Here is a 19,567-nt window from a genome sequence, read left to right as displayed (position 1 = left end):
GGCGACCGATTACGCCAGCAACTCCTCTCTCTGCATCAGTGCAAAAAAAGATTCCAGCTCGCGCAGCATCATCGAAGCGGCAATCGAAAGCTGGCGCTGCGGCGCAACACACAGCGACAAGGTAAATGGCTTCAGCACCGTATCGATCAGCGGAATAAACTTCAGTTCACCGCGCCGATACTCATCAACGATATCCAGCCAGCACATCAGGCTTATCCCCACATCATCACGCACCAGTGAACGCAGCATATGAATGTTATTGGTGCGCGCCACTTCGTTGATCTTAATGCCCGAACTGTTGATCAGCGCCTCCAGCGGATCGGCCAGCATCAGCGGCGCGGCGGGCACGATAAATGGCCAGGATTCGCAGTGGCTGAAACGGATCGACTCCAGATTGGCCAGCGGATGTTGACTGCTCACCACAATACCCAGACGTAAATCGGCAAACGACTTCACCAGCAACTCGCGCGAACTTTGCGGATTAAGCATGATGCCGAAATCCGCATCGCCCGAGGTCAGCGCATTGGCGATGTGGATGTTGCTCATGGTGGTCAGCGTGAAGGAGATGCCGGGATAGTCGCTGCGAATGCGCTGCAAAATCGATGAAAAAAAGCCGCGATTAATCGCATCAATGGTGGCGATATGTACATGGCCGTGACGTAATCCGCGCAAATCATCCAGCTGCGTGCAGACGCGGCCAAAATCCCGCTGCCAGTTTTTCGCCGCATTCAGCAGGATCTCACCCGCTGCGGTCATACGTAATCCTGATGGATGGCGCTCAAATAGCGGCATATCCAGCTGTTCCTCCACGCGCAGGATCTGCCGATCGATTGAGGATGCCGAGACGTGCAGCACCTCAGAAGCCTTGCGCAGCGAACCCTGGCGGGCCACCTCAGTGAAATAGAGCAGAAATCGGGAGAAGGCGAACATAAGAGGTGCTCTCTTTTTTGCAACGCATCATGCGAATTAAACAGATGGACGCTTACACATGGGCAAAATAATAATCGCTGCCATGATTAAAACAAGGGTTTGCGCGGCCTTCCAGCTGACGACATCCCTGCTCAGGCAGATAGATGATGAAATCCAATCCTCTCGTCGTCACCGTCATCGCAAAGCAGTTCAACGGTGCAGGCAATGTATTACTGACGCTGGCGAATCGCAGCGGGCAGCCGCTGCCTGCTTTCACGCCCGGCGCGCACATCGATGTCATTATTCCCGGCTGCGGTAAACGCCAGTATTCGCTCTGCTCTGCGCCAGCCGATCATTATGAAATCTGCGTACGTTTGGATGAGTGTTCAACCGGCGGATCGCGCTGGCTGCATCAGCAGTTAACCACCGGCGATAAGCTAGAGATATCCGCGCCACGTAACCACTTTCCGCTGCCGCACGCGTCGCGCACGCTGCTGTTTGCCGCCGGCATCGGCTTGACGCCGCTGTTGGTGATGGCCGAAGCACTGGCGGCGCGTCAGGCGGATTTCACCCTGCACCTTTACCTGAAACATGCCGACCAACTGGCTTTCAGCCAACGTCTGTGCAATCTCGGCGCGTGCGTGGTCATCCACTACAGCAGCGAAGGCGACAGCCTGCGCCAGCGCGTTCCCGACGATCTCACCCAGCCAGACAACGCTGCGCTGGTGTTCTGCGGCCCGGCGGGTTTTATGCATCATCTGCAGCGGCTGGCATTACAACATGGCTGGGACGAAGCACAGCTGCACAGCGAGCGCTTCCAATCCACATCTTCGCTGATGGCTGGCGCTGCCTTCGAAGTGCAGCTCGCCTCCTCCGGCGCACGCTTTGCCGTGGGCGAGCAACAAACCATCGCTGAAGTACTTGAAGAAGCAGGGATTGAAATCGAACTCTCCTGCGAACAAGGCATGTGCGGCGCCTGCATCACCGGCGTGTTGGCGGGCGAGCCGGATCACCGTGATGATGTGCTGAGCCAGCAAGAGCGTGCGGCCAACGATTGCATCGTGCTGTGCTGTTCACGTGCGCGTTCACCTTTATTGGTACTGGATCTATGAGCGGCTATCCGGGTGCGACCGGCGCACGTTTACCCCGCTGGCTGCTGCCAGAAAACTGGCCTGAAGCCAACAATCAACCGCAGCTGGCGACCTTACATTTCCACGCCGCGGGCCTGCAATTCGAACCCGACCATGCAGCAGCACCGGCTGATTATCTGCCGCTTCACGGCGCGCTGGTGCTGCCCGCGTTTATCGAACCGCACGCGCATCTGGATAAAACCTTCACTATTCAACGCAGCCCGGCGCAACAGCCCGGTTTGCTGGCCGCGATTGCTGCCATGCATCAGGACCGCGCGCACTGGAACACAGCAGATCTGCAGCAGCGCGCTACGCAGGCGCTGCGCTGGGCGGTAGAAGCTGGCGTCGGTTTGCTGCGCACCCACATCGACTGGTTCTCAGTTGATGCACCATTAGCGTGGCAAGTAATTGGCGATCTGCACCATCCGCTGTGCAGCATTGAGCGCGTGGCCCTCGCGCCACTCACCTTCTTTGCCGACGCCAGCGATGCGCAGCATATTGCCGCGCAGGTCGCGACCAGCGGTCCCGGCGCGCTATTGGGCGGCTTTATTCACAGCAGCAACTGGGATGCGCAGGCGTTTCAGCATCTGATGGAAGCCGCCGAATTGTGGCAGCTGGATATTGATCTGCATATTGATGAAGAACTTAACGTCGAGGCGCAGGGATTGCGCTGGCTGGCGCACTATTTGCAGCAGCATCCATTTAGCGGCGCGATCACCTGCAGCCACAGCTGCGCGCTGGCGCAGCAGGACGATGCGCAACAGATTCTTGCCTTACTGGCGCAACACAATGTGACGTTGATTGCGCTGCCGCTCACCAACCTGCTGTTACAGGACGCGGTGCCCGGCCGCACGCCGCGTTTGCGCGGTTTAACGCTGGTGAAAGAGGCGCAGGCGCTGGGCATTCCGCTGCTGCTCGGCGCGGACAACGTGCAGGACGCATTCTGTCCGTTTGGCAGTTACGACCCGCTCGATACGCTGTTTAGCGGTTTGCTGAGCCTGCAACTGGGCGCGGCGTTTGATCAGGCCTCCGCGCTGATCTGCCAACGCCGCGCGCTGCTGGCCAATGATTTGGTGATTTTTCCGTATGCCGATGTGGCGAGCTGGCCGTTGCGTCAACGTCAGCGCTATCGGCTGAAAAGGGGTGTGCGTTATGGAGAAACAACAGATGGCGCTTGATGCAGGAGCGGGAAAACCGCTGGCGAAATATGCCGCGTGGCGACGCGCGGGTGACTTCATCTTTCTCTCCGGCATTATTCCGGTGAACCCACAAACTGCCACCATTGTGCGCGGCTACGACGACATTCCCGCAGCGGCGCAACAGCTGCTTGGCCGCACTGGCGAGTTCTCCACCGATATTAAAGAGGGGCCGATTCTGGCGCAGAGCTGGTACGTGCTGGAGAGCATCCGCACCACCATCGAAAGCGCCGGTGGCCAGATGAGCGATGTCTTCAAACTGGTGCAGTACTTCCGCAATCTCGACCATTTTCCCCACTACAGCCGGGTACGTAAGCAATTTTTTCCCGATGCGCCGCCGGTTTCTACCGTGGTGCAGGTGAGCGAGATGCTGCCGAGTCCGGACGTCTTAATTGAAGTTGAAGCCACGGCGTGGTTGCCGCAATAACACGAGGAGTTCAAATGTTTCATGGTTATATTCCGGCAAACCGCTTTTTGCCGTACCTGAGCTGGACCGACATCGCCACGCTGGAAAATAAAGCCAACACCGTCATCGTCTTGCCGACCGGCGCGATTGAGCAGCACGGCCCGCATCTGCCGTGCGCGGTGGATAGCGTGATCGCCTCCGGCGTGGTCGGCCATGCGCTGGCGCGTTTACCGGCGGAAATCCCGGCCTACGCCATTCCGCCGATCACCTACGGCAAATCGGATGAGCATCTGCATTTTCCCGGCACGCTAACGCTGACCGGCGAAACCCTGCTGCATACCATTCTGGAGATTGGCGAATCACTCTATCGCGCCGGTTTCCGCAAGTTCCTGATGGTTAACGGTCACGGCGGCCAGCCGCAGCCGTTGCAGATGGCGGCGCGCGAGCTGCGTCTGCGCCACGGCGACATGATCATCATCATGCAAGACACCTTTAAAGTGCCGAACTGCGCGGAAAGCTTTATGGACGACAAAGAGCGGCAGATGGCGATGCACGCGGGACATGCCGAAACCGCGCTGATGCTGGCGCTGGCGCCCGATACCGTGCAGATGGATAAAGCAGTGGCTAATTATCCGCCGGCATTCCCCTGCCCGACGCTTTCGACCAACAAACCGATGGCGGCGTGGGCCTCCTACGATTTCGGCCCGAGCGGCGTGATTGGCGATCCTTTGCCCTCCACGCCGGAGCAAGGCGCGGCCATCCTCGATTCGCTGGCAGAAAGCTGGGCGCAGGTGATTACCGAAGTGCACCAGATGACATGGGTAACCCGCGCCGAACCGGCGTGGGGCACCGGCCAGTGGCAAGGCAAAGTATTAGATCACCATGACGCAGCCGCCTTTTTAACACCTCGCTAGGGAATAACGATGAAAAAAACATTGAGCACTGTTGCCGCGCTTGCGCTGGCACTCTCGGCCCCGAGCATGGCGGCGGAGAAATTCACCTTTATGACCAACTGGTATGCGCAGGCCGAACACGGCGGCTTCTATCAGGCGCAGGCGCAGAATCTCTATCGCGATGCCGGCCTCGACGTCACCATCAAGATGGGCGGTCCGCAGGTGCATACCATGCAGCTGATGGCGGCCGGTCAGGCCGACTGCATTATCAGCGATAACATGCAGGCGCTGGAAATCTGGCAGCAAGGCGTGCAGGCGATGCCGGTTGCCACCACCTTCCAGCACTCGGCGATTGCCTTTCTCACCCATCCGGATGTGAAAAACCAGGCCGATTTGCAGGGCAAAACCTTCCTGCTGGCGGCGGAAGCCTATACCTCATATTGGCCGTGGGCGCAGAGCGCGCTGAAGCTGAAAAATGCCCGCGTGCGTCCTTACACCTTCAGCATTCAGCCGTTCCTCGCCGATAAAAATCTGGTGCAGCAAGGCTATATCACCTCCGAACCGTTTGCGGTGCAAAAAGCCAATGCGCAGGCCAATGTTTACCCGATCAGCGATTGGGGTTATCCGCCGTACGGCAACAGCATCGTGTGCATGAAATCGACCATTGAGAAACGGCCGGCTGCGGTGGCGGCGTTTGTGAAAGCGTCGATGCAGGGCTGGAAAAACTATCTGCAAGATCCTGCCGCTGGCAACGTGCTGATCAAGAAAGAGAACCCGCAGATGAGCGATGAACAGATCGCTTTCGGCATTGCGCAGATGAAGAAATACCAGATGCTGACCGGCGGCGATGTGCAAACCGGTGGCATCGGCATCATGACCGAAGCGCGCCTCAAGCAAACCTGGCAGCTGCTGGTCGATACCAAGCTGATCGATGCGGCCAAAGTGCCGTTTGACGGCAGCTACACGCTGAAATTCATCCAAGATGTCAAGGTTCTGCCATGAATAGCGCCAGCCATTTGACGCTGCTGCATCCCGATACGCAAGCGGTGCCGCGTTCTGCGGCGCCACCGGCGATTGAGGTGCTGTCAGCGGAGAAAATTTATCCCAACGGTACGCGCGCACTGCTGCCGGTCGATCTCACTATTCGTCAGGGCGAATTTGTCTCGCTGCTCGGCCCGTCCGGCTGCGGCAAAAGCACCTTGCTGAAAATGATCGCCGGGCTGATTGAGCCCACCGATGGCAAGTTAATGCTGTTTCGCCGCGATCGGCGCGAAAATCAGCGCGATCTGCCGCTGTCGTTTGTGTTTCAGGAAGCGACGCTGATGCCGTGGAGCAACGTGCACAAAAACGTGCGTCTTCCGCTCGATTTGGCAGGCGTGCCGCGTGCCGAAGCGGACACCCGCGTGCGCGAAATCCTCGAGCTGGTCGGTCTCGGCCAGTTTGGTCACGTATTGCCGCGCGAGCTTTCCGGCGGCATGCAGATGCGCGTGTCGATAGCGCGCGGCCTGGTCACGCGCCCGAAGGTGCTGCTGATGGATGAGCCGTTTGGCGCGCTGGACGAGATCACCCGTAACAAGCTGGACAGCGATCTGCTGGATTTGTGGCAGGAGCAGAAGCTGACGGTGGTGTTTGTCACCCACTCAATTCAGGAAGCGGTATTTCTGTCGCAGCGGGTGATTATGATGGCGGCGCGCCCCGGACGCGTGGTAGATGACATCCGCATTGAAACCACGTTGCCGCGCGACGATGAGTTCCGCGTCAGCCAGGATTTCACGCATTATGCGCAACAGTTGCAACGCGGCCTGCTGGCGGCGAGCAAGGAGAGTCAATGATGAAACCCTTAGCGTCCCATCGACAATTTCAGCAGTGGCTGTTCCCCGCCATCGTCGCGGTCGCCATGCTGCTGCTGTGGCAGTTTCTGGTCACCACCTTCAAGGTGCCGGTGTTTCTGGTGCCGTCGCCGCTAGTGGTGGCGCAAAGTCTGGTGCAGAACTTCCCGACGCTGTTTATGTCATTGCTCTACACCCTGAAAATCACCGTTATCTCCTTTGCGGTGGCGATTGTGATTGGTTCGATTATGGCGTTTCTGCTGGTGCAAAATCGTTTCATTGAGACCGCCCTTTTTCCCTACATCGTGTTCTTGCAGGTGACGCCGATTGTCGCTATCGCGCCGCTGATCATCATCTGGGTGAAAGACACCACGCTGTCGCTGGTGGTGTGCGCCACCTTAATGGCGGTGTTTCCAATAATTTCCAATACCACGCAAGGTCTGCGTAGCGTGTCGCCAGGATTGCTGAGCTATTTCCGCCTTAATCATGCGTCACGCATGCAGATTCTGCTGCGCCTGCGTATTCCTTCGGCGCTGCCGTACTTCTTCGGCGCGCTGCGCATCTCCAGCGGCTTATCGCTGATTGGTGCGGTGGTGGCAGAGTTTGTCGCTGGCACCGGCGGCACCGATACCGGGCTGGCGTACCAGATTTTGCAGGCCGGTTATCAGCTCAATATCCCGCTGATGTTTGCCGCGCTGCTGCTGATTTCACTGGCAGGCTTCCTGCTGTTCGCGCTGATGTCGTGGCTAACGCGCCGCGTGCTGGCGGCATGGCATGAGAGTGAATTGAGCCCCAGTTAAGAAACACGCATGCGCCGTAGCGGCGCAATAACCCTTTTCACACAGGAAATAAACATGTCTGATTCCGATCGCCAGTCTGCACTGGCGGCGCTGGTCGCGGCGTTGCCTGAACTCGACTGGATCAAAGAAGCGCCGAAGGTCAAACGTCTGTCGCGCGATTTCCACTGGTTCAGCCCGGTCTTGAAACCGCAGCTGGAAGCGAAGTTTGCCGAACTGGCGGTACGTCCGCGTGATGAACAGGAGCTGGCGCTCATCGTCGCGGCTTGCACTAAACAGCGCGTGCCGCTCAATCTGCGCGGCGGCGGCACCGGCAATTACGGTCAGCTGATTCCGCTGCATGGCGGCTTGATGGTTGATATGACGCGTCTCAACGCGGTGACCGCCGTCGGCCACGGCACGGTGCGTGCGCAGGCAGGCATTCGCCTTGGCGACCTCGAAGCGCATACGCGTCCACTTGGCTGGGAGCTGCGCTGCATGCCCTCCACCTGGAAACTGGCGACGCTCGGCGGCCTGTTTGGCGGCGGATTTGGCGGCGTAGGTTCGATTAATTACGGTCCGCTGGCCGCGCCAGGCAATGTGTTGTCGGTGCGCCTGATGACCATGGAAGAGACGCCGCGCATTATCACCCTGCAAGCGCCGGATGCGCTGCTGCTGCATCACGCGTACGGCAGCAATGGCATCGTGCTGGAGATTGAACTGGCGCTGGCACCGCGCCACGACTGGATCGAACGTCTCGACACTTTCAACGACTTCCCTACGGCGATGGCCTTTGCCGATGCGCTGGCCCGTTCGCCGGGCATGGTGAAGCGCCAAATCGCCGTGTTCGCCGCGCCGGTGCTTGATTACTTCAGCGATCTGGCCGATGCCGATGTGGCGGGCAAACATGGGGTGATTTCCGTGGTGGGCAGCGAAAGCGACGGGCTGTTACCTGCGCTGCTGAGCCAGCATGCGGGCCGCAATGCGCTGCATGTTGGCTCAGGGGAAAACAGCGGCCATTCGCTGATCGAATATTGCTGGAATCACACCACGCTGCAGGCGCTGAAAATCGATAAGACGCTAACTTACCTGCAAACTGCTTATACGACGGATAACTATTTGCAGCAGGCGTTAACGCTGGAAGCGCAATTATCCGATGAGGTGATGTCGCACATTGAATTCTTACGCGATATGAACGGCAGCATTACCTGTAGCGGTTTACCGTTGGTGCGTTATCAGGACGAAGATCGCCTCAACGCGATTATGGCTACTTACCGCACGAATGGCGTGAATATTAATAATCCACATGTGATTCATATTGAAGATGGCAAACAGGGCATGGTGCGTGCTGATGTGGTGGCGATGAAACGCGCCTGTGATCCCCACAATTTATTAAATCCCGGCAAATTGCGCGGCTGGGAAGTACGCGATACGTTACCGGATGTGCCTATCCCTGGCGTCAATTAACCACGTAGATTTTATTATTGTCGAGCCAGCAACCTCAATTGCTGGCTCGATAAAATTAATAGGGATCGGTAGCACTGTGCAATTCAATACTGCGCTCCGTTCCATTGACTCGAACTTTTAAGAAACGACGCGTTCTCCATGATCCATCGGGATTTTGCACGCTCTTTTCGAACACCGGACCATGCAATAACAACTCTTTATTGTCGTTGTACCCAAAGCCAACTTGTTTATTACCAATCCAGTGCTGTTCAAAGGCAACAACTTTCTCCGCATTCAGTCTGGTGCTCTCTTCGGCGCTACAGGCCGTGAAGCTTTTACGGAAAATAAAGCAATTTCCAGCCTGGTATCGGTCTTTGCCATTGGTATCGACGAGCGCAATGGAATAGGCGGTAAAGCCCGCAATTTTCACATAGAGTTTGGTTCGGGCACCATTACCCGAAATATGCACTTTGGTCACCGGACTGGAACCCTCGCCGTACCAGCTGCCAATAGAATCTGCACCATTTCTTGCCTGCAGATAGATATTTGCCACGCCTTCCGGCGTACGGCTACTAAAGTCAGTTTGGGTTGCACTTTGTGAGAGGAATTGTGCGGTGCCAATAATGCGCACATGTATTTGCGAGTTGGCATTAGAGAAAGCGAATTCCCCGACATAAAACCACTGTTCAGCCTCCTTCCCCTGATTATCCATGTGATACTGCGAGGAGATATAGTCATAACTCAATGAACCTTGCGCAACGATTCCCCAATCCGACATTTCCAGTACGCCACGATCGCCTTCACCGATAAGCGTCCACGGCTCAATACCTTCGGTGCTGTAATCGAATCCGGCACTTTGGTTATGAATACTTTTTTGAATTATAGTGGCGCGGCAATAACCCAGTTTTAATGGGTTATCGGTGGATTCAATCGCTAATCCCTCAATCACCCACTGGCCATTGGAGAGATCACCGGCGAATTCGGAGTGTTCAATCCAGCCGTTGCGAATAAAGGATTGCGTACAGCGCGGAAGATCCAATACTGGCTTCTTCGTGCTGCCTTGTAAGTTAAAATTCGACAGCTCAATTGCCGTAGAGTGATCCCACGCGCCTTGTTGGCGATCGGACCAACGAGCATAAACAATGCTGTCCTGACAACCACGGGAATAGAACTGGTCGATTTTACAATCCAGCGTATCGATAAGATCAAGCGCGCGTCCGCCCAAATAGCGGAATTCCATACTGCTGACGCGCAAGAACTGGCCGCCGATAATGGTGTTGGCATAGAAACCGACATTATTGAACGCCGTGCCGCCATCACCACCGCTGTCCGAACTCTTGCCTTTCACAACCAGCCCAGAAATTTCGGCATAGCGTGCCTGCACTTTAAAGAAATGTTGACCACGAGGTTTGGTATCCCAGTCGAAAAACAACGTCGTTGTTGGAAAATAACCGAAATTGACCGCCGCACCGGTCACCTTAAAACGGTTAATTTCTTTATCTGAGATATCAAACGTCGACATACTAAATTCGCCCGCAGTAAAACGTATCCCTGCTGATGGCAGCACGCGCTGCGACCAGTTAAACATACGTTTTACCGCCTCGATGCAGTCGGTTTTCCCGTCAGGCACCGCGCCAAAATCCAGCACGGTGACCGAGTTATAATCCAGTATCACCCTTTTCCAGCGTTTCTTTCCCGCTGTCACAATCACCAACCCACCATCGTCTGGCGATGTGGTATCTGTTGCGTCATAAACAAATACGCCGCCGCCGGCTTTCGTTCCGCGCTTATATTCCAGCACCGTAGCAAGTTCACCGCCGGTGGTGGGTTCGGTGGCTTTGAGCTGTTCGATATCTATGACCTGAATAACCGGAGCCGCCGCCGTGACAGTGTTTTGTGGTGTGGTATTCGTATTGCTGGACGCATTCGCCATGGTGTACCCCTTAACTATTAAGAGAAAGTAACTGCACCATCGAGTATAAGTAACTGAAAATTAATGTGTTGATGCGTACCACGCTAACTGGGGCATTTGACTTATGTGATTTTTGCATGGCCAGACAACAATATGATTAATGGAAAAAAGCGTAGCGGCAGCGAGGCGATTTACAGATTAATCGCAGACAACTTCTTTATTTACATGGCACGAAACAGGAGAGGTTACGCGGAATTACAAGGTTGATTGCTAAGCAGAGAAAGCATTTGTGATCGTTATAAATTAACAGGCCAGCAACTAACAGTTACTGGCCTGCATGCTTAGAACGTGGCGTTCACACCGACATTCCAGGTCACCTGATGGTAATCGCTATTCCCACCGACGGTTGAAACCCCGGCAAACGCATTCACCGTTTCGCCGAGCGGCACGTTGGCACCCAGCGACAGATCCAGCCAGTTTTTATCGCGCGCCTCGACGCTGCGTTCAAACGAAGTACGCGTTGATTTCAACCCGGCACGCACCGTGGAATCGGTATCGCCAAACTGATGGTTGTAGCTCACCTGTGCCCAGGGATTAACCACCCACTGTTTGCTGTCGATGCGCCAACCCACTGAGCCAATCTGTGAATGGGTGGTTTGATCGGAGTAGCGCATTGCGGTACTGCTGTCGCTGTTCTCGCTATAGCCGCCGACGCGACCGTAATCCAGCGCGTAACTGGCAACCGGCCCGGTGCTGAGATTTTCAGTAATTGGCAGCGTCCAGCCAGTCTGCACGCGCATGCCGAGCAATTTACCGCTGGTGCTACCCTGCTCGGTACGTTTGGACGGGCCAATGTGGATATCACGCTCGATGCTGTCGAAATCGAGATCGGCATAATGCAGATCGGCGTTAATCCAGCCCTGATCGAACACCGTCAGCTGGCTGTAAAGCGCCACCAGATTGCCGCGTAGTTTGTAGTCGTAGTTCGACGAAGGTTCCTGGCGCTGATTGGTGTTGGAGAACAGCACACCCGTTTGCCAGTTGTCGGTGATCTGATAGCCGATACCCAGCGTTAAGTTGGTGGTGTTGGCATTTCCATCGCTCCAGCTGTCGCCCTGATAATCGACATGTTGCCCGGCATAGCCGCCAAATAACGTGAACTTTCCGGCGCTGGCGGGCTGTTGACGCTGCTGCTGCAAATGTCCATCCAGCGTGTTTTGCGTATCACGCGCCATCATCAGTGGCGATTGTGATAACGCCGCCACCTGCGCTGGCGCATCCAGAATCGACTGGATGTAATCGGCAATCATCGCGTGCACCGCTGGGCTCGGGTGCAGACGATCGGCAAACAGATAATCCTGCGCCGTGGAGAAGCCCGGCGTGCTGGATTGACACTCATCCGCTGAGGTGCCAATCGGACAAGCGATGCCAATGGTGTTGGTTAAGCCATATTGGGTCGGATTGGCGATCACTTCATCGAACAGCCCGGCGATATCCACGCGCACAATATTGCCATTCAAGGTCGCCAGCCCCGCTTCTTCCTGCTGGTTATAACCGTCGGAGAGCGCCGTGACCTGCTCGCTCAGCTCCTGCCATGCGTTATAAAGCTGTTGCGCCAGCGCGTCACGCACCGCTGGAACCGACGAAACTTCGCCTGCCGCTTGCGTGAAGGCATCCTGCACCGCTTGCTGTCGCGCGGCTTTATCTGGCGTGGTCACGCCATCCAGTGACTGAAACGCCGCCACCATCGCTGGTGTGGCTTCACTTCCCAACACGCGCAGCACGGTTTGAATCATATAGGGCGTTGAGCCGAGCTGCGGCACGGTGGGCACAATCACTGCGCCTGCGCCGGCATCCAGCAGGGTTTTAATTTGCGCAACCGATTGATTGGCGCTGTTGCTGATGGTTTCACTGGCGGTTAAGGGATTGGTGACGGCAACGGCGATGTCATTGGCACCGACCCAGTGAATATACAAACCGTTGCTATCCGCGCGACCGCCGGTTGAAGCGAGATAACCCGCCAGCTGATCCTGGGTGTTTAAATCAGGATCGAGCTTGGGTACCGATACCGCGCCACCCTGCGCATAATTGCTGCCGCCTAACGTTGAGCGCTGTAAATCCTCCCCCAAATGCGCGGCAAGAATTTCATCATATAAAGGATGTTGTGCACCGTCGAAGGTAAAGCGGCCCACATTGCCGCTATCACTCAAGCTATCGCCAAACACGGTCAGCCTGTCCCATGCCAGCGCAGGTGCGGGCGTCAACAACGCAGTGAGTGTGGCGATGGCGACGGCAGAAAGCGCAGATTTGTGGTTGTTCATCATCAACTCCGTGATGGGCCAGAGATGCAGCGTCTGACCGGCAAAAGGTAAGGTCCGCGCATCAAGCGAACCCGCAACATCGCATCAGGAATGCGTTAAGAAAATATCAAGGACGTTTAACTATTTAGTCAGGAAGGGGGCGTTATGCCAGTTTGCAGCGGCAAATAAACTTAAGTTTATTAACAGCCCTTTTACATGCATTTAAATTAAACCTTTAAATAAGGCCGCCGATAACTAGTGTTGCGGAGTGCGAGTACGCTCTGAACGGTACATTTCGAAAACATCAGGTAGGTTAATTACATACCCCGTGCGGCGCTGCGGCGCACAGAGACACTTAAGTGTACGGCGAAGGGGAATCTGCGGGCAGCTCAGGTGACGCATGTTGAGCGTGACCAATTTTGCACTGCACGCATTACGTTCAACAGCACAATAATCACCTGAGGCTTCCCATGTTTGGTGTGAAAAAGTCGAGTCTTTCTTTGCCGTTTTATAAAAGTGGCGATGTGGCTAAAGATATCAATGCGATCAAACAGCATGTGGCATGGATTGAATTTACGCCTAACGGCGAGATTCTCACCGCCAATCACCTCTTCCTTGCCACCACCGGCTACCAGTTGAATGAGATTCAGGGGAAGCATCACCGCCTCTTCTGCAGCCCGCAACACAGCCAATCCTCGCGCTATCTTGCCTTCTGGCAAACGCTGGCGTCTGGCGAATCGGTGACCGGCATTTTTGAGCGCTTCAATAAGCTAGGTCAGCGTTTCTATCTCAGCGCCACCTACTTCCCGGTGAGCGATGACAAAGGCCAGGTTTACAAAGTGATCAAGGTGGCATCGGATATCACAGAACGTCATCAGGAGCTGGAGCATAAAGAAGCGGTGATCACCGCGCTGGATCTCTCCATGGCGGTGATTGAGTTCACGCCGGACGGACAAATCCTCACGGCCAACAATAACTTCCTTAAGCACATGGGATATGAGCTGGCTGCGGTTGTAGGGCAGCATCATCGCATGTTCTGCTTCGATAACTTCTATAGTGAAAATCCCGACTTCTGGCGCAAAATGGCCAAAGGCCAGCACTTTGTCGGCCGCTTCGAACGCAAAACCGCCGGCGGCGAACGCATCTGGCTTGAGGCCAGCTACAACCCGGTTTATGACGCCGATGGCAAGGTGTACAAGGTGATCAAAATCGCCTCAGATATCACCGCGCGCGTGGAAGCCGCCAAGCGCGTGGCCGACATCGCGCTGACGACCTCAGAAGAAACGTCACAAATTACCGACAACGCCAACGAGGTGCTGGACGAAACCATCCGCAACTCCGGTCTGGTGGCGCTGCAGGTTAATGCAGCAACGGCGATCGGGGGCGAGCTTAACGCCTCGGCGAAAAGCATTAGTGAAGTGGTCGAGACCATCAACCTGATTGCCTCGCAAACCAATATTCTGGCGCTGAATGCGGCAATTGAGTCTGCGCGCGCCGGTGAAGCGGGACGCGGATTCAGCGTGGTGGCGGGCGAAGTACGACGTTTGGCGGCGTCCACCTCCAGCGCGACTAAGCAGATCACCCAAGTGGTGGAACACAACGCCAGCCTGATTGCGCAAATGGAGCAGCAGCTTAATGAGGTCAAGCAGTTTGTGGTGACCGAGCAGGACAAAATCAGCGTGTTGTCACGCAGCCTGCGAGAAATTAACAGTGGCGTACATGAGTTTGTGAACGTGATTCATCGGTTGGATGTGTAATGTTCGGCCGGTGTGCAACAACGCGCACCGGCCAACCCTCACATCATCTGCGGTTCACGGATCGCCTGACCTTTGGCGAACCGCGCCAGGCTGTACGGCTTCACATCAGTGAACAGCGGTTTGTTATTGACCATCTGCGCGCACAGCAAGCCTGCGCCTGGCCCAATACCAAAACCGTGGCCACTGAAGCCGGAGGCGATAAACAAGCCCGGTATGCTCGTCATCTCATCAATCACCGGCACTAAATCCGGCGTGGTATCAATCCACCCGCCCCACGCGTAATCCACCTTAATGCCGTTCAACTCCGGATAGAGCTGCACCAGCGCCTGCATCGCTTCCTGCACAATGCCGTTATCCGCTGCCGGATCGAGGGTGCGGATCTTTTCGAACGGCGACTCGCTTTGATTGGACCACGAACCGGCGGCTTCCGGGCCGTTGAAAAACGAGCCGTTGATGCGCACCTTGAGCTTCTTAGCGATCTTGCTGCGATACATCGCATAGAACCTGGTGGCGTAACGGATATTTTGCGGCGCGAGATCAATCTGCCCGCGTCCGGCGAGCGCCACGGTGTAGCTGCCATCCTGACGACGGCGAATACACAACCCGCCGGTGCTGAGACAGCCTTTGATCACTTCAGGCGCCGCCGTGGTTTTGAACGCGGTGCCCAGAATATTGGCGCTCGGCAGTTCGATGCCATATTGCTTGCAGAAGCGCGAACTCCACGCGCCGCCGCAGCAGATTACACGGTTAGCTTTCACCAGGCCGCGCTCGGTCCAGACGCCGGTGACGCGTCCGCCAGATACATCGAGGCCGCGCACCGCGCAGTTTTGCTGGATGGATGCGCCGAGATTTTTCGCGCCAGTCGCCATCGCCGGCGCTGCCAGCGACGGCTCTGCGCGACCATCGCTGGGCGACCACACGCCGCCAATCCACGGCGCATTGTTGCCGATGCGCTCGCGCGTCTCTTGTGCGGTCATCAAATGGCTGACGAAACCCAGTTGCTGCGCCTGCTTGCCCCACGCTTCCCAGCGCGCCAGATCGCTTTCACTCTGCGTGCCGTAAGTAATGCCCTGCCGCGAGAAGCCGAGATCGAGGCCAATTTCACTGCTCAACTCGTCCCAGCGCTGCAAACTGCGCATCGCCATCGGCAATTCGTACAGGTCGCGGTTTTGCTGGCGAACCCAGCCCCAGTTGCGGCCGGATTGCTCGCCGCCGATCACGCCCTTCTCAAACAGCGCCACGGAAACGCCCTGCTTTGCCAGTTCGTAACTCACTGACGTGCCAATGATGCCGCCGCCAATCACAATCACATCAACGGATTCGGGAAAGCGTTCACTGTCTGCTACTGCATTGATTTTGATGCGCATCGTCTTAAATCCTGTCCGCTTTTTGTTGATGTAACCATATTTAATGTTTTAGGGGAAATGCTGTTTAATTCCGTCTTTATGACACTTGCCCCTTTCGTAAATTTTTGTCTTTACACTGGCGTTGTGAACAAAAATGACTCATATAGATAGCATCAGCTATATATTATAGCATTGGCTATATTACTCTGGAGATGATCATGTTCACTCAACGCCTTTTGCCTGCGATTGCCGTCCTGTTGTCACTCAGCGCATTTACCGCGTCAGCGGCTGAAAAACTCAAAGTGGTCACCACCTTTACGGTGATCGCCGATATGGCGAAAAACGTCGCGGGCGATGCGGCGGATGTGACGTCGATTACCAAAACCGGCGCAGAAATCCACGAATACCAACCCACGCCAGGCGATATTCGTCGCGCGCAGGGTGCCAATCTGATTTTAGTAAACGGCTTTAATCTGGAACTGTGGTTCAGCCGGTTTTACCAGCGTCTTAAGGATGTGCCGCAGGTCACCGTGACGCAAGGCATTGAGCCGATGGGCATTACTGAAGGTCCGTACAACGGTAAACCGAATCCGCATGCGTGGATGTCGCCGGATAACGCGCTGATCTACGTCGATAACATACGCAACGCGCTGCAGAAATACGATCCCGCCAATGCCGCAATTTATCAGGCCAACGCTGAGCGTTACAAAGCGCAGATTCAGCAAACCATCGCGCCGATGCGTGCCGCTGTCGACAAGCTTCCCGCCGATAAACGCTGGCTGGTGACCAGTGAAGGTGCCTTCTCTTATCTGGCGCGCGATTTCGGTCTGAAAGAGCTCTATTTATGGCCGATTAACGCCGATCAGCAAGGCACCCCGCAGCAGGTGCGTAAGGTGATCGATGCGGTGCGCGATCATCAAATTCCTGCCATCTTTAGTGAAAGCACCATCTCTGCCAAACCCGCTCAGCAAGTGGCGCGTGAAGCCGGCATTCATTACGGTGGCGTGTTGTACGTCGATTCGCTGAGCAACAGCGATGGCCCGGTGCCGACCTATCTGGATCTGCTGCGCGTCACCACCGAAACCGTGGTGAAAGGCATCACAGAAGGAAGTCAGAAATGAACCCAGCCGCAGGATTAATCGTCGAGAATGTGGGTGTTACCTACCGCAACGGCCACACGGCGCTGCGTAAAGCCTCTTTCAGCGTGCCCGCAGGCAGCATTACCGCGTTGATTGGCGTTAACGGCTCCGGCAAATCCACACTGTTCAAAGCGATCATGGGATTTGTGCCGCTCTCCTCGGGCGCGGTAACGCTAGCGGGTTTACCGGCCAATAAGGCCCTCAAACACAACATCGTTTCCTATGTCCCGCAGTCCGAGGAAGTGGACTGGAGCTTCCCGGTGCTGGTGGAAGATGTGGTGATGATGGGCCGTTACGGCTATATGGGCATGCTGCGTATTCCGCGTGCCGCCGATAAACTTAGCGTTGATCAAGCGCTGGAGCGCGTGGGCATGAGCGCTTATCGCCACCGGCAGATTGGCGAGCTGTCGGGGGGGCAGAAAAAACGCGTTTTTTTGGCACGCGCGCTGGCACAAAGTGGTCAGATTATCCTGCTGGATGAGCCGTTTACCGGCGTGGACGTTAAAACCGAAGCCGCGATTATCGCCCTGCTAAAAGAGCTGCGCGATGAAGGCCGCACCATGCTGGTTTCCACTCACGATCTCAACGCCATCCCCGATTTCTGCGATCGCTGCGTGCTGGTAAAAAATACCGTGCTGGCGAGCGGCCTGCTGCATGACACCTTCACCGCCGATAATCTGGCGCAGACTTTTGATGGCGCGCTGCATGAGCGTAACGCGGTGTTAATGCAGCTGATGAAAGACAAAAATCCTGACCGGGGAGCGAACCATGTCGTGGATTATTGAACCGTTTGGCTATCAATACATGCTGAATGCGATGTGGATCGCAGCGCTGGTCGGCGCGATTTGCGCCTTTCTCTCCTGCTTCCTGATGCTGAAAGGCTGGTCACTGATCGGTGATGCGCTGTCGCACTCAATTGTGCCCGGCGTGGCGGGCGCGTACATGCTCGGACTGCCCTTTTCCCTCGGCGCGTTTCTCTCCGGCGGGCTGGCGGCGGGCAGCATGCTGTTTCTCAATCAGCGCACACGCTTAAAAGAAGATGCCATTATCGGCCTGATCTTCTCGTCGTTTTTCGGCATCGGCCTGTTTCTGGTTTCACTCAATCCCACGTCGGTGAATATTCAAACCATTGTGCTGGGCAATATTTTGTCGGTCGCGCCTGCTGATATCTGGCAGCTCGGCGCGATTGGCTTTATCACCCTGACCATTCTGCTGCTGAAGTGGAAAGACCTGATGGTGACCTTCTTCGACGAGAGCCACGCGCGCTCGCTCGGTTTGAATACGCTGCGACTGAAGATCCTGTTCTTTGCCCTGCTCTCGGCGTCCACCGTCGCTGCGCTGCAAACCGTCGGCGCGTTTATGGTGATTTGTCTGGTGGTGACGCCCGGCGCCACCGCCTATCTGTTGACCGATCGTTTTCCGCGCCTGTTGCTGATCGCCGTGACCATCGGCAGCGTCACCAGTTTCCTCGGCGCATGGAGCAGCTACTTCCTCGATGGCGCGACCGGCGGCGTGATTGTGGTCGCGCAAACGCTGGTGTTTTTAGTGGCCTTTGTCTTCGCGCCAAAACATGGCGTACTGGCTTCGCGACGCCGTGCGCGTCAGACCATGGAGGACGGCGTAAATGGCTGAATTATTGTTGAGTCCGTTCCAGTTCGAATTTATGAACATGGCGCTGATCACCACCTTGGTACTGTCGCTGCCGTGCGCGATGCTGTCGGCGTTTCTGGTGCTGAAAGGTTGGTCATTGCTCGGTGATGCGATGAGCCACGCGGTATTTCCTGGCGTGGTGATCGCCTGGCTGATTGGTTTGCCGTACGCCATCGGCGCGTTTGTCGCTGGCATGGTGTGCGCCGTCGCTACCGGCTACATCAGTGAGAACAGCCGCATCAAACCCGATACGGTAATGGGCATCGTCTTCTCCGGCATGTTTGGCGCCGGTTTGGTGCTGTATCTGAAATTGCAGCCCGAAGTGCATCTCGACCACATCTTGTTCGGCGATATGTTGGGCATCAGCCTGGCGGATATTATCCAGACATCGGCTATCGCGCTGATTGTTAGCCTGTTGATTGGCATCAAATGGCGAGATTTACTGCTGCACGCATTCGATCCCAATCAGGCGCGTGCCTGCGGCATCAACGGCAAACTGATGCATTACGGCTTGTTGTGTTTAATCTCGTTAACCATCGTCGCTGCGCTGAAATCGGTGGGCGTGATTCTGTCGATTTCCATGCTGATCGCGCCTGGCGCTATCGCTTTGCTGCTGGCACGTCGTTTCGTGCAGGTAATGTTGCTGGCGATTGGCATTGCGGTGGTGACAGGTTTCAGCGGTGTGTACGCCTCGTTCTTCCTCGATAGCGCGCCGGGCCCAACCATTGTGGTGATCTACGCGGCGCTGTTCGTGCTGGCGTTTTTGTATGTCACGGTGAAGGATCGGCGCACGCAGCACGTGCATGGCTAATGATTTTGGTCGCCAGGCATTAAATCACCTCTAACCCCTCATCCTTGAGGGGTTGAAAACCACTTAT

Annotated in this window: 17 protein-coding genes; 13 read left to right on the top strand and 4 right to left on the bottom strand. The window is 56.0% G+C overall.

The window, feature by feature from the left end:
- Positions 1–9 precede the first annotated feature (9 nt).
- Positions 10–930, bottom strand: coding sequence for a LysR family transcriptional regulator (locus KVT28_RS10165; protein WP_217548137.1), 921 nt, complete (start codon positions 928–930; stop codon positions 10–12).
- A 146-nt stretch (positions 931–1,076) separates the two neighbouring features.
- Between KVT28_RS10165 and KVT28_RS10160 the strand changes: the two genes are divergently transcribed.
- The 8 genes from KVT28_RS10160 to KVT28_RS10125 are packed head-to-tail and all read left to right on the top strand — an operon-like array spanning position 1,077 to position 8,606.
- Positions 1,077–2,021, top strand: coding sequence for a PDR/VanB family oxidoreductase (locus KVT28_RS10160; protein ID WP_254633518.1), 945 nt, complete (start codon positions 1,077–1,079; stop codon positions 2,019–2,021).
- Positions 2,018–3,217, top strand: coding sequence for an amidohydrolase family protein (locus KVT28_RS10155; RefSeq protein WP_217548132.1), 1,200 nt, complete (start codon positions 2,018–2,020; stop codon positions 3,215–3,217). Before KVT28_RS10160 ends, KVT28_RS10155 begins: the two co-directional genes overlap by 4 nt.
- A complete protein-coding gene (locus KVT28_RS10150) occupies positions 3,207–3,662 on the top strand; it encodes a RidA family protein (protein ID WP_101761775.1) in 456 nt (151 codons plus the stop codon). The genes KVT28_RS10155 and KVT28_RS10150 overlap by 11 nt, the downstream gene beginning before the upstream one ends.
- A 14-nt stretch (positions 3,663–3,676) precedes the next feature.
- The gene (locus tag KVT28_RS10145) at positions 3,677–4,555 is read left to right on the top strand and encodes a creatininase family protein (RefSeq protein ID WP_217548130.1); all 879 of its coding nucleotides are present in this window, start codon (positions 3,677–3,679) and stop codon (positions 4,553–4,555) included.
- A 9-nt stretch (positions 4,556–4,564) separates the two neighbouring features.
- Positions 4,565–5,536 (top strand): ABC transporter substrate-binding protein, encoded by a 972-nt coding sequence (locus KVT28_RS10140; protein WP_217548128.1) that lies wholly within the window; start codon positions 4,565–4,567, stop codon positions 5,534–5,536.
- Complete coding sequence (locus tag KVT28_RS10135; protein WP_217548126.1) at positions 5,533–6,366, top strand: ABC transporter ATP-binding protein; 834 nt, start codon at positions 5,533–5,535, stop codon at positions 6,364–6,366. Before KVT28_RS10140 ends, KVT28_RS10135 begins: the two co-directional genes overlap by 4 nt.
- The gene (locus KVT28_RS10130) at positions 6,363–7,163 is read left to right on the top strand and encodes an ABC transporter permease (protein WP_217548123.1); all 801 of its coding nucleotides are present in this window, start codon (positions 6,363–6,365) and stop codon (positions 7,161–7,163) included. Before KVT28_RS10135 ends, KVT28_RS10130 begins: the two co-directional genes overlap by 4 nt.
- Positions 7,164–7,217: 54 nt before the next feature.
- Entirely contained in the window at positions 7,218–8,606 is a 1,389-nt protein-coding gene (locus KVT28_RS10125; protein ID WP_217548121.1) for an FAD-binding oxidoreductase, read from the top strand.
- A gap of 55 nt (positions 8,607–8,661) precedes the next feature.
- Here the strand turns inward: KVT28_RS10125 and KVT28_RS10120 are convergent, their stop codons facing one another.
- On the bottom strand, positions 8,662–10,518 hold the full coding sequence (locus KVT28_RS10120; protein ID WP_217548119.1) for a hypothetical protein: 1,857 nt from the start codon (positions 10,516–10,518) through the stop codon (positions 8,662–8,664).
- A gap of 320 nt (positions 10,519–10,838) precedes the next feature.
- The gene (locus KVT28_RS10115) at positions 10,839–12,818 is read right to left on the bottom strand and encodes an autotransporter outer membrane beta-barrel domain-containing protein (protein WP_217548540.1); all 1,980 of its coding nucleotides are present in this window, start codon (positions 12,816–12,818) and stop codon (positions 10,839–10,841) included.
- A gap of 449 nt (positions 12,819–13,267) precedes the next feature.
- Here KVT28_RS10115 and KVT28_RS10110 point away from each other — a divergent pair, with 449 nt between their 5' ends.
- On the top strand, positions 13,268–14,554 hold the full coding sequence (locus tag KVT28_RS10110; protein WP_101761435.1) for a PAS domain-containing methyl-accepting chemotaxis protein: 1,287 nt from the start codon (positions 13,268–13,270) through the stop codon (positions 14,552–14,554).
- A gap of 38 nt (positions 14,555–14,592) precedes the next feature.
- On the opposite strand, the gene KVT28_RS10105 is transcribed toward KVT28_RS10110, so the two are convergent.
- Entirely contained in the window at positions 14,593–15,921 is a 1,329-nt protein-coding gene (locus KVT28_RS10105) for an FAD-binding oxidoreductase (protein WP_110866955.1), read from the bottom strand.
- A gap of 197 nt (positions 15,922–16,118) precedes the next feature.
- Here KVT28_RS10105 and KVT28_RS10100 point away from each other — a divergent pair, with 197 nt between their 5' ends.
- Genes KVT28_RS10100 through KVT28_RS10085 form a run of 4 tightly spaced genes read left to right on the top strand, consistent with a single transcriptional unit; the run spans position 16,119 to position 19,500 of the window.
- The gene (locus tag KVT28_RS10100; protein WP_217548116.1) at positions 16,119–17,021 is read left to right on the top strand and encodes a metal ABC transporter substrate-binding protein; all 903 of its coding nucleotides are present in this window, start codon (positions 16,119–16,121) and stop codon (positions 17,019–17,021) included.
- Positions 17,018–17,824 carry a manganese/iron ABC transporter ATP-binding protein gene (locus tag KVT28_RS10095; RefSeq protein ID WP_192234966.1) on the top strand — a complete coding sequence of 269 codons (807 nt, stop codon included), beginning with the start codon at positions 17,018–17,020 and terminating at the stop codon, positions 17,822–17,824. Before KVT28_RS10100 ends, KVT28_RS10095 begins: the two co-directional genes overlap by 4 nt.
- Positions 17,808–18,671 carry an iron/manganese ABC transporter permease subunit SitC gene (gene sitC, locus KVT28_RS10090; protein WP_101761431.1) on the top strand — a complete coding sequence of 288 codons (864 nt, stop codon included), beginning with the start codon at positions 17,808–17,810 and terminating at the stop codon, positions 18,669–18,671. Before KVT28_RS10095 ends, sitC begins: the two co-directional genes overlap by 17 nt.
- Positions 18,664–19,500 carry a metal ABC transporter permease gene (locus KVT28_RS10085; RefSeq protein ID WP_110866958.1) on the top strand — a complete coding sequence of 279 codons (837 nt, stop codon included), beginning with the start codon at positions 18,664–18,666 and terminating at the stop codon, positions 19,498–19,500. The genes sitC and KVT28_RS10085 overlap by 8 nt, the downstream gene beginning before the upstream one ends.
- Positions 19,501–19,567 lie beyond the last annotated feature (67 nt).

The organism is Pantoea sp. GbtcB22, assembly GCF_019091025.1.
In the GTDB taxonomy this organism is placed as follows: Bacteria; Pseudomonadota; Gammaproteobacteria; order Enterobacterales; family Enterobacteriaceae; genus Pantoea; species Pantoea leporis.
This window is presented reverse-complemented; position numbering and strand designations above follow the sequence as displayed.

Bases quoted from the DNA above. Each gene is read 5' to 3' on its own strand.
- KVT28_RS10165 (WP_217548137.1), bottom strand. From the start codon at position 930: ATGTTCGCCTTCTCCCGATTTCTGCTCTATTTCACTGAGGTGGCCCGC.
- KVT28_RS10160 (WP_254633518.1), top strand. From the start codon at position 1,077: ATGAAATCCAATCCTCTCGTCGTCACCGTCATCGCAAAGCAGTTCAAC.
- KVT28_RS10155 (WP_217548132.1), top strand. From the start codon at position 2,018: ATGAGCGGCTATCCGGGTGCGACCGGCGCACGTTTACCCCGCTGGCTG.
- KVT28_RS10150 (WP_101761775.1), top strand. From the start codon at position 3,207: ATGGCGCTTGATGCAGGAGCGGGAAAACCGCTGGCGAAATATGCCGCG.
- KVT28_RS10145 (WP_217548130.1), top strand. From the start codon at position 3,677: ATGTTTCATGGTTATATTCCGGCAAACCGCTTTTTGCCGTACCTGAGC.
- KVT28_RS10140 (WP_217548128.1), top strand. From the start codon at position 4,565: ATGAAAAAAACATTGAGCACTGTTGCCGCGCTTGCGCTGGCACTCTCG.
- KVT28_RS10135 (WP_217548126.1), top strand. From the start codon at position 5,533: ATGAATAGCGCCAGCCATTTGACGCTGCTGCATCCCGATACGCAAGCG.
- KVT28_RS10130 (WP_217548123.1), top strand. From the start codon at position 6,363: ATGATGAAACCCTTAGCGTCCCATCGACAATTTCAGCAGTGGCTGTTC.
- KVT28_RS10125 (WP_217548121.1), top strand. From the start codon at position 7,218: ATGTCTGATTCCGATCGCCAGTCTGCACTGGCGGCGCTGGTCGCGGCG.
- KVT28_RS10120 (WP_217548119.1), bottom strand. From the start codon at position 10,518: ATGGCGAATGCGTCCAGCAATACGAATACCACACCACAAAACACTGTC.
- KVT28_RS10115 (WP_217548540.1), bottom strand. From the start codon at position 12,818: ATGAACAACCACAAATCTGCGCTTTCTGCCGTCGCCATCGCCACACTC.
- KVT28_RS10110 (WP_101761435.1), top strand. From the start codon at position 13,268: ATGTTTGGTGTGAAAAAGTCGAGTCTTTCTTTGCCGTTTTATAAAAGT.
- KVT28_RS10105 (WP_110866955.1), bottom strand. From the start codon at position 15,921: ATGCGCATCAAAATCAATGCAGTAGCAGACAGTGAACGCTTTCCCGAA.
- KVT28_RS10100 (WP_217548116.1), top strand. From the start codon at position 16,119: ATGTTCACTCAACGCCTTTTGCCTGCGATTGCCGTCCTGTTGTCACTC.
- KVT28_RS10095 (WP_192234966.1), top strand. From the start codon at position 17,018: ATGAACCCAGCCGCAGGATTAATCGTCGAGAATGTGGGTGTTACCTAC.
- sitC (WP_101761431.1), top strand. From the start codon at position 17,808: ATGTCGTGGATTATTGAACCGTTTGGCTATCAATACATGCTGAATGCG.
- KVT28_RS10085 (WP_110866958.1), top strand. From the start codon at position 18,664: ATGGCTGAATTATTGTTGAGTCCGTTCCAGTTCGAATTTATGAACATG.